The sequence below is a fragment of the Halomonas sp. FeN2 genome, assembly GCF_020595105.1.
In the GTDB taxonomy this organism is placed as follows: domain Bacteria; phylum Pseudomonadota; class Gammaproteobacteria; order Pseudomonadales; family Halomonadaceae; genus Vreelandella; species Vreelandella neptunia.
In genome coordinates, this window is sequence record NZ_CP074200.1 from 4,780,579 (window position 1) to 4,793,405 (window position 12,827).

General features: G+C 53.6%; 9 protein-coding genes. 6 read left to right on the top strand and 3 right to left on the bottom strand.

The window, feature by feature from the left end; genetic code table 11:
• Window positions 1-7: 7 nt before the first annotated feature.
• The gene (pqiB, locus tag KF947_RS22055; RefSeq protein ID WP_133733488.1) at window positions 8-1,693 is read right to left on the bottom strand and encodes an intermembrane transport protein PqiB; all 1,686 of its coding nucleotides are present in this window, start codon (window positions 1,691-1,693) and stop codon (window positions 8-10) included.
• Complete coding sequence (locus KF947_RS22060; protein ID WP_227405125.1) at window positions 1,686-3,059, bottom strand: paraquat-inducible protein A; 1,374 nt, start codon at window positions 3,057-3,059, stop codon at window positions 1,686-1,688. The genes pqiB and KF947_RS22060 overlap by 8 nt, the downstream gene beginning before the upstream one ends.
• A 343-nt stretch (window positions 3,060-3,402) precedes the next feature.
• On the opposite strand from KF947_RS22060, the gene KF947_RS22065 reads away from it, so the two are divergent.
• The 6 genes from KF947_RS22065 (at window position 3,403) to KF947_RS22090 (ending at window position 11,508) form a co-directional block, all read left to right on the top strand.
• Entirely contained in the window at window positions 3,403-4,380 is a 978-nt protein-coding gene (locus KF947_RS22065; RefSeq protein ID WP_227405126.1) for a calcium/sodium antiporter, read from the top strand.
• A gap of 286 nt (window positions 4,381-4,666) precedes the next feature.
• The gene (locus KF947_RS22070) at window positions 4,667-6,082 is read left to right on the top strand and encodes a cytochrome ubiquinol oxidase subunit I (RefSeq protein ID WP_227405127.1); all 1,416 of its coding nucleotides are present in this window, start codon (window positions 4,667-4,669) and stop codon (window positions 6,080-6,082) included.
• A gap of 2 nt (window positions 6,083-6,084) precedes the next feature.
• Entirely contained in the window at window positions 6,085-7,086 is a 1,002-nt protein-coding gene (gene cydB, locus KF947_RS22075) for a cytochrome d ubiquinol oxidase subunit II (protein WP_009286907.1), read from the top strand.
• 3 nt (window positions 7,087-7,089) lie between these two features.
• Window positions 7,090-8,763, top strand: a complete 1,674-nt coding sequence (cydD, locus tag KF947_RS22080) for a thiol reductant ABC exporter subunit CydD (RefSeq protein ID WP_227405128.1) — start codon at window positions 7,090-7,092, stop codon at window positions 8,761-8,763.
• Window positions 8,760-10,466, top strand: a complete 1,707-nt coding sequence (gene cydC, locus KF947_RS22085) for a thiol reductant ABC exporter subunit CydC (protein ID WP_227405129.1) — start codon at window positions 8,760-8,762, stop codon at window positions 10,464-10,466. The genes cydD and cydC overlap by 4 nt, the downstream gene beginning before the upstream one ends.
• Window positions 10,467-10,515: 49 nt before the next feature.
• Window positions 10,516-11,508 carry an adenosine deaminase gene (locus KF947_RS22090; RefSeq protein WP_227405130.1) on the top strand — a complete coding sequence of 331 codons (993 nt, stop codon included), beginning with the start codon at window positions 10,516-10,518 and terminating at the stop codon, window positions 11,506-11,508.
• 79 nt (window positions 11,509-11,587) lie between these two features.
• On the opposite strand, the gene KF947_RS22095 is transcribed toward KF947_RS22090, so the two are convergent.
• Window positions 11,588-12,574, bottom strand: a complete 987-nt coding sequence (locus KF947_RS22095) for a cytochrome-c peroxidase (protein ID WP_133733482.1) — start codon at window positions 12,572-12,574, stop codon at window positions 11,588-11,590.
• Between the last annotated feature and the right edge of the window lie 253 nt (window positions 12,575-12,827).

The window sequence follows — 12,827 nt, forward strand, 5'->3', positions numbered from 1 at the left end:
TAGCTCCTTAATCACGTGGCGCACGCGGTATGGGATCTTGAGTATCCAGATTATCAAACAACAGTGCTCTGGGATTGTCGTTGAGCGTCCGAGTCAAAGGCTGTAAGTCACGCATCAAGCGATCCAATCGCTCAATGGCGGTTGTCAACTCTTGATAGGCCGGTGATGAAGGGGATAAACCCTGTAGCGTGCTGCGCAGCTCATCCAGCGTCGCGTTAAGGTTTCCACCAATGGCCTGGGTTTCAGGATCATTGAGCAACTGATTAAGAGAGGCGCTCACGTCGCGAACCTCATTCAGCATGCTCTCGGAAGCCTGAAGGTTACGATCCAAGCCGGTTAGCAGCGGTTCAACTTCAAGTGCATTTAACTTATCTAGTAAATCGGTCACCTGAGCCTGGATCTGGGCAAAGCCGCCAGGCACGGTGGGGAATACGTCACGATCCGAGAATCGCTCGGCAACATACTCATCGGCTAAGTCGCGCTGGAAGTTGAGGTCGACAAACAGGGCACCGGTTAGCAGACTGCCGTTTTTTAGCGAGGCTCGCAGCCCCAGGCCAAACATGCGCTGGAACCGATCCTCCCACTCTTCCAAGTCAATATCGCTATTTTCAATACCCAAGCGCTGAGGCTCAATCCTAATCAGTACGGGTATGGCAAAGCGTGCGCGAGAGTCTGGCTGTGGCGCGGTAAAATTCCAGGGCACGGCAGCAACGGTGCCTATTCGTACACCACGAAACTCTACTGGCGCGCCTTTGGAAAGTCCGCGCACTGTTTCATCGACCAGTAGCACATACTCCAAATAGCGATTGAAGGTTCCCTCTCGGGCAGCATCTTCATCAGCGTAGAGAGTGAACCGCGTATTGGCTTCAACCGGTTGACCCATGGGCAGGTCTTCGGGCACGCCGAAGGTAACACCGCCACCCAGCAGTGCCTCCAATGACTCGACGTTAACTCGAACGCCATCGGCGTCCAAGCGGAAATCAACACCGCTAGAAGTCCAGAAACGGGTGCTGTCGGTGACTAAATCGGTATATGGCTCCTCAATAAAGAGCTGATGCTGCATGGTGCGTGACTCAGGCTCAAAACTATTCTCTTCGATGCGCCCCACGGTGTAGCCCTGATAAGACACCGGGTCACCTACGCGCAGTGAGTTACCCAGCTGGCTCGTCAGGCTAAGGCGAAGTCCCGCTTGGCCTGCGGGCGCAACGGGTGGGATATCGCTAACGGGAAATTCTCGCCGCGGTGCGGCTTCCGTTCCGGGCTCAAGCTGAATGTAAGCGCCGGAGAGCACGGTGCCCAATCCACTAATGCCTTCACGGCCAATGCGCGGCTTGACCACCCAAAAACGGGTATCTTCGCGCAGAAGATCCTCAACCTCCGGCTGAATACGAGCGGTCAGCACGGCATGGGAAAGGTCGTCAGACAGGCGCACACTCTGCACGCGACCCACTTCAACATTACGGCTGCGAATCAGCGTATTGCCCGCCTCAATGCCCTCAGCACTCTCCATGGTCAGCGTCACTTGGGTTCCACGGCTAGCGTAGTTGTCGTAAACCAGCCATAACCCAATAGCTATCGCGACGATGGGTACCACCCAAATGGGAGATAACCGGGTCTGGCGCGATGTTTTGGCCTTATTTAGCTCCTGATCGCTAGTTGGGTCAGAGTTTGACGATGCTGTTTCGTTAGCCATCAACAGGTTCCTTGGTGGCCGCTTTACGGCGAAGAAGAGGGTGGCGAGGAGGGAGGGGAGTATCCCAAATCAAGCGCGGATCAAAGGTCATTGCCGCGAGCATGGTTAACACAACCACAGAGCCAAAGGCGAGCGATGCAGGGCCTGGCGTGATCGACATTAGAGAGCCGGCGCGAATCAGTGCCACTAAAATCGCCACCACGAAGACATCGACCATTGACCAGCGTCCAATAAATTCTGTTAGCCGATACAGTCGCGTGCGGCTTTGAGCATTCAGTGCACTGCTACGCTTAACCACCAGGCAAAGCCATATCAGCGCCACTAGTTTGCCCACCGGTACGATAACACTGGCAATAAAGATAACCGCAGCAATCGGCCACGAGCCCATCTGAATCAATTGCACGACACCGCCAATAATCGTCGAAGGTGAGGAGTTGCCTAGGCTGGTCGTGGTCATAATGGGGTAGACGTTGGCTGGAATATACATAATGGCAGAGGCGCCCAGCAGAGCCCAAGTGCGCTGCAAGCTGTTAGGAAGACGCTGATGAAGCTTTTCATGGCAGCGAATACAGTGTCCACGACCCTGGGGCGATAGGCGGTTAATCAGTCCGCAGGTTGGGCAGCCGGTTAGCCCTTGTTCGCCAGCAGGGAGTCCTGTACGGGTGCCTTCGGGCGCCAGTGGTTCTCCCTCAAGTGAGAACCACATCCAATCGGCATCCAGGGACTGACTTGTCATCAGCAGCAGCAGCGCAAATGCACAAAACGCCCAGAAGGAGATCCCTATTGCCACCTCAGCCAGACCGGCTATTTTTATCAGGCTCACCAAGGCGCCAATAATAAAGACATCGGCCATCATCCACGGCGTTAAATGCGCCAGTGAGCGTGCGATATCGCGACTAAAGGGCAGAGGGCGATCGCGAAGTAGTCCAAATTGAAGCCAGACAACGCCGAGTAAGTACACGGCGGGCAGCACCACTATGGTCATAATGACGGCGATAGCCACCACGGGCTGGTGAAAGCCAATCAGTGTGGTGGCGGTCTGGGTTAGCTCGATGCGGTTGCTGACTCCGCTGACCGTAAAGCTAATGAACGGAAACGACACTGCCAGCATTAGGGCGACAAGCGAGGCGATGGCTAGGGCCATACTGCGCTGAGCAGGGTAGCGATGGCGTTTAACCAAAACGTGTGAGCAGCGTGGACAGCTTGCTTTCTCGCCAGAATTCAATGGCGGCAGAGCCGATACCCAGTCGCATTCGTGGCAGGCACGCAAACGGCGACGCTGAGTTCTGGCCTCAGGCGGCAGGCTGTCAACAAGGGGGGCGTTGACGGGCAGTGGACGGCGCTTAATCAATTTTTGTGGACGCAAAAACCAAAACTCTCAGTGCGAACTCCTAGCAAAACTACTAGGATGTGGCGGATTAGGCTGTCAAACACGCATTTTAGCAAGTCTATGTCACTGAAATAATGTTTAAAAACGTAGTCTAGCCGCTTGACCAATGGGTTAGTTTAGACAACGATGCTGCGGCGCAATGGCGAACAGTTAAATTCAGCCTGATTGGCCGCGTACTTCTGCGTCGGGTTTGCGTGCTAGTGTCGCAATATAGTGGCAGGCATTGCTAGTCATAGCATCGTACTACCGTCGCCATGAAGTTTTGCTCAGGAACACGACCTACAAACATCGCCGATCATTATGTCATGAAGGAAATGAAATGTTGCTTCCCACATTAGCGGTTGTAGTTGGATTGATCTTACTGGTTTGGAGCGCCGAGAAGTTTATTGACGGCGCTGCGGCGACGTCACGTTGGCTAGGCTTGTCGCCCCTACTGATCGGTATGCTGGTAATTGGGTTTGGTACTTCGGCGCCGGAAATGATGGTGTCAGTACTAGCGGCGATGGACGGAAATCCAGGTTTGGCGGTGGGAAATGCCTACGGCTCGAATATTGCTAATATCGGTTTAATCCTTGGCTTGGTAGCCCTTGTTGCACCCCTATCAGTGCACTCTAGCGTTATCCGTAAAGAGATGCCGATATTGATGCTGGTCATGCTAGCAACGGGCCTAATGCTGCTGGACGGATTCGTGTCGCGCTGGGAGGCTGTGGGCCTATTGTTAGCGCTGGTTGTCTTTATTGTTGTGAGCATTCTGCGTTCTCGCAATCAGCCCGACGATGCGCTGGTGTCTGAGGTCGCTGAAACTCTGGACAGCAAGCCGATGTCCCGGGGTAAAGCCATCATGTGGACGCTGGTGGGACTGGTGCTGCTAATCGCTAGTTCTCGGCTGCTGGTGTGGGGCGCAGTTGAAATTGCGCTGCGCTTTGGTGTTAGCGATTTGATTATTGGTTTGACCGTAGTGGCCATTGGGACGTCACTGCCTGAGCTTGCCTCCTCGATTACTGCCCTGCGTCGAAAAGAGCACGATATGGTGCTGGGCAACGTGGTCGGGTCTAACCTGTTTAACAGCTTGGCGGTGGTCGGCCTTGCGGGTGTCATTGCGCCAATTGAAGCGGGTAGAGAGGTACTGGTGCGCGACTGGAGCGTGATGACCGGTATGACGCTGCTGATGATCCTGTTTGCGTTTTCTTGGCGTGGTCGTCCGCGCCGCATTAATCGCTTAGAAGGGGGGATTCTGTTAGCGCTGTTTATCGCGTACACCGGCTATATGGTCAGCGTCGTCATCATGTCGCGATAGTGCCGAGTTTGTCATACCGCACCGCAAGGGTGATTGGTGCGTCAATGCGACTCATCTTGGACATCCAGCGACTATAATACAATGGTTGTCCAAGAGGGGCGCTAGTGGCAGATGCGAAGCTGCGTGAAGCAGAGTGACGCAGGAAAAGCAGCGCAAGAAAATACTGTAAAACTAGCGTAAAGAAATAAGCTTAGTGCTTATAACTAAAAGTGTCGTGCCATGAAGGCTCAACTAAGCTTGTGTTAACCCATCCATGGGATACCGATTCAGGTCTTAGGAGAGTGAAATGGAACTTGATCCGCTGGTGTTATCGCGACTGCAATTTGCATTCGTCGTGTCGTTTCACGCTATCTTCCCCGTATTTACGATTGGTCTAGCGTCCTATATTGCGCTGCTCCATGGTCTATTCTTCACAACGAAGAACCCTGCATGGGATCGCCTCTCACTATTCTGGACAAAGGTGTTTGCCGTTGTCTTTGGGATGGGGGTGGTGTCGGGTATCGTTATGTCGTTCCAGTTTGGCACTAATTGGAGCAATTTTTCCCAGGCCTCTTCGAATTTCCTCGGCCCCATGCTCAGCTATGAGGTCGTCACTGCGTTCTTCTTAGAGGCAGCTTTCTTGGGCGTGCTACTATTCGGCCGCGGTAAGGTGCCTCAAGGGGTTCATTTATTTGCTGCCATTATGGTGGCGGTGGGCACCTTTATTTCTTCTTTCTGGATTCTATCCGCTAACAGCTGGTTGCATACCCCTGCGGGCGTAGAGCTGGTTGACTTCCGCTTTCACGTGACCTCCTGGAGCGAGGCGATCTTTAATCCGTCGTTCCCTTACCGCTTTATGCATATGGCCGTTGCCTCGTTTTTGACCGGGGGCTTTGTTGTCGCTGGGGTGAGCGCTTGGTTTCTGTTGCGCGATCGAGATCCGGAGGCGAATCGCCGCGCGCTCTCTATGTGCCTATGGCTGCTGCTTTTTTTGGCGCCGACTCAGGCAGTCATCGGCGATTTCCATGGCATAAACACCCTAGAGCACCAGCCGACTAAAGTGGCTGCCATGGAAGGGCACTGGGAGACCTCCGGCAATGTGCCGCTACTGCTGTTTGCCATCCCTGACCAGGAAGCGCAAACCAACCACTTTGAGCTGGGTATCCCAAACCTGGCCAGCATCATCTTGACCCACTCTGTTGATGGGGAGGTTCCGGGGATTAGTGAAGCGGCGCCTGAAGAGCAGCCGCCAGTGCTGATCGTCTTCTGGGGCTTTCGCGTCATGGTGGGCATTGGTCTGCTAATGATTGCGGTGGCGCTGACGGGGCTGGTGTTGCGCCGCAAAGGGCGCATCTATGACAAGCGGCTATTCTTAAAAGGCCTGACGGCTATGATCCCCATGCCGTTTATTGCTGTTTTGGCGGGCTGGATCGTCACTGAGTCAGGCCGTTCGCCTTGGTTGGTTTACGGCATGATGACCCATGCCGAGGGGTTGACGCCTTCACTCACTGGCCCTATGGCCCTGTTTACGCTGATTGGCTATGCCTTGGTTTACGGTGTGGTGTTTTACGCGGGCATTTACTACCTCACGCGAGTGGTTCGCAACGGCATGCTACCGGAAGACGAGCGCGATACCACCGACGAAAACTTCAAACGCCCAATGCGGCCTATGTCGGCGGCACATACACCTTTTGACGATGACGTTGACCCGGTGAGGAGCTAGACATGGAAATGTTTGATCTAACGTTAGTTTGGGCCTTCATTATTGGTTTCGGCATCATGATGTATGTGCTGATGGACGGATTTGATTTGGGGCTAGGTATTCTCTACCCCTTTGCTCCCGATGAAGATGCCCGGGATGTGATGATGAATTCGGTGGCGCCAATATGGGATGGCAATGAAACATGGCTAGTGCTCGGCGGGGCCGGACTATTAGGCGCCTTCCCGCTGGTTTATTCGGTGTTTTTGCCTGCACTTTACATCGGCGTTTTCTTAATGTTGGCAGGCTTGATATTCCGTGGCGTTGCCTTTGAATTTCGTTTCAAGTCACGCCGTAACAGGCGCTGGTGGAACCGCGCTTTTTGCTGGGGGTCGGCGGTTGCCGCCTTTGCGCAAGGTGCCGTGGTAGGGGCCTATATCCAGGGTTTTCCGGTTGAAGATTTTGCCTATGTGGGCGGCGCCTTTGACTGGCTAACGCCTTTCTCTGTGCTAACGGGGCTTGGCTTGATGGCAGGTTATGCGCTGTTAGGGGCGACTTGGCTCATACTGAAATCAGAAGGACATGTACAGGACTGGGCTTATAAAATCACTCCGCTGCTGCTGGCGCTGGTACTGTTTGTTTTCGCCGTGATTAGTCTCTGGACGCCGTTTGTGAATCCTCTGGTCTGGGAGCGCTGGTTCGGCAATATTCAACTAATTTGGGTTTTTCCATTTGCTGCCTTGGCTTGTGCTTTTGTGGTTTTTCGTTCGGTGCAAAAACGGCGTGAAGGGGTGCCTTTCCTGGCCACTATCGGCATTTATGTCTTCACCTATTTAGGACTGATCGTCAGTAAATGGCCGGTTATCGTGCCACCGGACTATACGCTGTGGGATGCGGCTTCCTCGCCGGAGTCACAGCTGTTCCTGCTGGTAGGTATGGTATTCGTTATCCCGATTATATTGACCTATACCGCCTGGACCTATTGGGTGTTCCGCGGCAAGGTGCGTGTAGGCGAGGGATACCACTGATCCATGGTAAATGAAGACACGCTTTCTCTTACGCCGCGCAGTTGGCTGCAAACGTTGGCTAAGGGAGAGCGTAAGCGCCTGCTTTGTTCAGCGCTTTGTGGCGTGCTGGCAGGTAGTCAAACGATAGTCGTGGTGGTGGGCCTTGCGTGGCTTATTGATCAGCTAGTGGTGCATCAGCGATCACCCTTTTCTCTATTACCGATATTTTCCCTGCTGGTGGGCAGTGTGCTGTTACGCGCTGCTTTTCAGTGGGGGCATGAAACACTGAGCCTGGAAGCGAGCCTGCGAATTCGACAGCGTGCCAGAGCTCAGCTGTTGGATAAACTGTCCGCTCTAGGCCCGGTTTGGCTAACCAGCGAGCACAGCGGCTCCCTAGCTAACCAAGTGGTCGAGCATATCGATGCGCTGGAAGGCTATTTCGCGCGTTTTTATCCCCAGTTACGGATTACGCTTTGCTTGCCGCTGTTGATACTGGTGGTGGCGGGTTGGCTAGATTACTTGGTGGCTGTTTTTCTGCTCCTTTCTGCTCCGTTAATTCCGCTGTTTATGGCATTAGTCGGCATGGGGGCTGAGCGCCTTAATCGCGACCAGTTTGTTGCAGTATCGCGATTGTCAGCGCATTTTATTGACCGCGTGCGCGGCATGACCACACTGCAGCTCTTTGGCCGTACGTCTGCCGCGCAGCAGGATGTTTGGTATGCCACCGATGAGTATCGGCGTCTTAGCATGCGTACTCTGCGGTTGGCTTTTCTTTCATCAGCGGTGCTGGAGTTTTTTTCCTCGGTAGCGATTGCGGTCGTGGCTATGTATGTCGGTTTCGGCCTGCTGGGCTACATCGAGTACGGGCCGTCAACATCGTTGACGCTTTTTTCGGGTTTAGCGGTGCTACTTCTCGCCCCCGAATTTTTCCAGCCTCTGCGCACACTTTCTCAGCATTATCATGATCGCGCGGCGGCACTGGGTGCCGCCGAGAGTGTGGTGAATATTCTCAATCAACCAGGTTTGGTGTGTGGGCTTCGACACAGGGCGCCGCTATCAGAGAAGTCGGCTATAGAATTAACGGCTGCATGCGTTGCTTACCCTAGCCGTGGGCAAGTGATAGGCCCAATCGATCTCACCATTCAGCGGGGTGAAGTAGTAGCGCTTAGCGGTGCTTCCGGTAGCGGCAAGTCAACGCTGCTGGCACTGCTCGCCGGCTTTATCGCCCCCAGCGCTGGCGAGTATCTGCGGCAAGAGAATAACCACTACGCCTGGCTTGACCAGCAGCCCAGTCTCTTGCACGGCAGTCTGATCGATAATCTGCGCTTGGCAGCACCTGAAGCTTCCCGCGAAGAAATGCTCGTCGCCCTGCATCGTGCCGGTTTTGGGCCGCTGTTAACTCAGCTGCCAGAGGGTATGGATACGTTAATCGGCGAGCGTGGAGTCGGGTTATCGGGTGGCCAAGCTCAACGCCTTGCACTTGCGCGAGTTTACCTTAGCAATGCACCGTTGGTGCTGTTAGATGAACCTACGGCAAGTTTAGACCAAGAGACAGAACAGTTCGTTATGGCTGCTTTGCTTAAGCTTGCCCAAGAGGGGCGCACCCTGGTCATAGCGACCCATCATCCGGCCGTGATCGCCGTTGCCCAACGCCATCTGGCTTTTGAGCAGGGTGAACTTGTAGAGGTGGCCTCATGATGGCTATTTACAGCGAATTTCGTCCTTGGCTGCTGCTTTTAGTGCGGCGGCGAAAACGCTTTTTAGTGGGCGCTTTGCTGGTGTGGGTCACCCTGATAGCCGGGCTTGCGCTGCTGGGGTTGTCGGGTTGGTTTATTACCGCCAGTGCTCTGACCGGTATCGCCGTGGCCCTGGGTATTCCCGCGCGTCTTGATGTTTATGTCCCGGGTGGCGGCATTCGTTTCTTCGCCCTGGCGCGCACTATAGCGCGCTATCTTGAGCGTCTGTATAACCATAATACGGTGTTAACACTGCTGGCCGACTTGCGTTATCGGGTATTTGGCTATTTAACCCGCCTTGACGATACTCGCTTGCACGGTGAGCGTGCCAGCGACTGGCTGAGCCGTTTAACGGCGGATATCGATACCCTGGATAATTTTTATCTCCGACTCTTGGTGCCGCCGTTGGTGGCGCTGCTTAGCGTGGTGGCTGTGTCGCTTTTTGTAGCTATTTGGTTGCCAGGGGTCGCCGTTCTGATGGCGCTGACGCTGGGCTTGCTCTGGCTAGTAGCGACCCTGCTAGCTGCCGCCTGGGGATTTTCGCATAGCTATCAGCAGGTGGTTGATCAACAGTCGCTGCGCCGCTTAGTGGTCGATCAAGTTCAGGCCTCGGCTGAATTGATGAGCTATCAAACGAACCGGTGGCACCGGACGATGATCGCGACTCAAGAGCAGCAAGCGTTCAACAATCAGCGCCGCTTGGGGCGTAAGGCAGCGCTAATCAACTGCCTGGTGAGTGTCATCAGCGGGTTAATGGTCGTGGCAGTCGTATGGTTCGCTAGCCTGATATTTAGCCAGCAGTTGGTGACGGGGCCTATTTTGGTGATGGCAGCATTGATAGCGCTGGGAGCGAACGAGGCATTTATTACGCTACCTGCTAGCTTTATCAAGCTGGGCGCTAGCTATGCAGCGGCGCGTCGGTTAAATGAGTTAACCCATGATTCATCTTCGGCTGCCCCTGCCGTTTCGCTACCTGAAGACGTTGGCCTAAACATTCAGGTTAATCAGCTCTCCCTGCGCTATGCGCAAACATTAGAGCCCGCGCTAAGGTGTATTGACCTTCATCTTCCCGCTGGAAAGCGAGCAGTGATTACCGGCAACTCTGGTGCGGGGAAATCGTCTTTAGCCAGTGTGTTGATGGGGCGCTTAACAGCGACTCAGGGCGAGGCAATGGTAGGCGGCGTGCTAGCGTGGCAGCTCTCGGCTGAAATCCGTGCTAGCCATTTTGCCATGCTTACTCAGCAGGTGGATTTATTTGATGCCTCTATTGCTGAGAACCTGCGTATTGCCAACCCCACCGCAAGCGATGACAAGCTTTGGGAGATATTGAGGGCCGTTGCATTGGATAGTTGGGTTGAGCAACTGCCGCAAGGCTTAGCCACAGCGGTGGGCGAAAAAGGCCAGCAGCTATCGGGCGGCCAAGGTCGGCGCCTGGCATTAGCACGGCTAATGCTTCGTAGCCCTCAAGTGGTGATCCTTGACGAGCCATTTGCAGGTGTTGATACGGCGACGGCAAAACTCCTCGCGGTTTCCCTGGATCAATGGCTAATGAATCGAACGGTTATACTCTTTGTCCATAAAGTTAGTTCGCTGAACCCATTGCCTGGGGTCGAGTACCACTGGCATCTAGATGCCGGTAAACTTAGCCAATGCCCGCTTAAATAATCGATAATGAGCGATATGGATTCATTGATAAGACAGCTAGGAGCCCTCCATGCACGATTTTTTACGCAATCTTCCTAAAGTAGAGCTCCATTTGCATATCGAAGGCTCGCTGGAACCAGAGTTAATGTTTGCACTAGCGCAGCGCAATGGAATTGAGCTGCCCTATACGACAGTTCAAGAAGCCAAAGATGCTTATCACTTCAACGATCTGCAGGGATTCCTGAATCTCTATTTTCAGGGCATGAGCGTGCTGCGTAACGAGGAAGACTTTTACGACCTGGCGATGGATTATTTCAAGCGCGCGCGAAGAGAGGGCGTTGTGCATATCGACATGCACTTTGATCCCCAGGCGCATCTACAGCGTGGCGTGCCGCTTGAAGTGGTCATGGCTGGACTATTAAAAGCTAAGCAAGAGGCAGAGGAGAACCTCGATCTCTCTATCGGCATGATTATGGCTTTTCTACGCGACCGTCCCGCAGATGAGGCGTTGCATGTACTCGAACAAGCCGCTCCCTATTGGAAAATGCTGGATGCTATCGGTCTGGATAGTGCTGAACAGAATAATCCACCGGTAAAATTTGCGGAGGTGTTTAAGCGTGCCAAGCAGCTTGGACTTGTGCGCGTGGCGCATGCGGGGGAGGAAGGGCCTGCAGAGTATATTAAAGAAGCCTTGGATGTACTGGATGTTCAGCGCATTGATCATGGGGTGCGCTGTTTGGAAAGTGATGAAGTAGTTGAGCGTTTGCGCAGTGAACAGATTGTTCTAACGGTTTGCCCGCTTTCAAACGTGAGCTTAAAAGTAGTCGAGGATCTGCGTGATCATCCCCTGCCCAAGCTTTTAGCTGAAGGGCTCAAAGTAACCATTAGCTCGGATGACCCCGCCTATTTTGGTGGCGGTATGTTGACCAATCACATTGCTTGCGCCGATGCGTTTGGTTGGGACGAAGCGGTATTTCGTCAGCTAACCCGTAACGCTATTGAAGAAGCTTTTGTGACCCCGCAGCGTCGTGAAGATCTGCTGGCGCGCTTAGTGGCAGTGTAACGTTTCACCGCCTGGTCGCAATGACCAGGCGGCTGCTTTTGCTAGGGCGATAGTTTGCGTGTCGGTTTGGAACAGTAGCTCAGGGTAGCGCCGGTACGTCAAAATCAGGCATTTCACCGGTTAGTGTATGAAGGAACGCGGTAATATCACTAATGGTGTCATCATCAAACTCCCGGCCAAGCATCTCTTGGCCCATTATCGCAACCGCCTCTTCCAGTGTTTCAGTCGCACCGTTATTCATATACGGGTAGGTCACCGCCACATTACGCAGTGTGGGCGTTCTGAAACGGTACTTGTCGCTCTCCTCTTCAGTCACGACATAACGACCCAAATCGGTTGAGCCTGGTACCTGAATCGCATGAAATTGGCTATCGGTTAAAGCAGGGCCGCGGTGGCATGCAATACAACCGTTATCTACAAAGGCCACCATGCCGTCTTTGGCTTGCTGGTTAATCGCCTCTAAATCGCCATGTAGGTAACGATCAAAAGGGGAATTGGGTGTATTGAGCGTACGTTGGAAAGCTGCCAGCGCATGAGCCAAATTATCATCGGTGATAGGTTCTTCTTGGTCAGGATAGGCGGCGCTGAATTTTTCCTGATAGAGCTCGAATCCCACCAGCCGCTCCAGGGCCATTTCCAGATCCATCGCCATTTCCACAGGTGCTTCGATAGGACCTAGTGCTTGGCCTTCTAAATCAGGCTCTCGGCCATCCCAAAATTGTGATCCTAAAAAGCCACTGTTCAGCACGGTGGGGGTATTTCGTTCTCCGACCTGCCCATCGTGGCCGACAGCGCGAGGAATTCGGTCAGCCCAACCAAGCGCGGGGTTGTGGCAGGTGGCGCAGCTAATAACACCACTCGAAGATATGCGTGGCTCGAAGAACAGCATATTGCCCAGTTCGACCTTCTCCGCTGTTAATGAGTTGTTCGCGGGGATTGGCGGAAGGTAAGGCAGTGCCTCGAAGCGTTGGCGGTAATTTTCCAAGCCATCGTCAGCCAGAGCTACGCTTGCAACGAGAAAGCTGCTAGCAGCCAGTGCCGGTAGTAAAGTGGCTTTTATGGTCATGGTTATTCTCCCTTGCTTTTATAATCGACGTTTCGGTTTTGAAAGGATGAACCTCAACATCCTCTATCTATAAGCGTAGGGGAGAGGGCGGTAGTCGTTTTGTCCTAGATCAATACTTGCGCTGCTTTGCGGCGGGTTTCAGGTAAGCCCTAATCTTTAACGACTTTTAATAATAAATGTTGAAATCACTGTTGACCCTGTCGGTAAATCGGGTAGTATACGCACACGTCAACGGGGCACGGCCTCATCGACT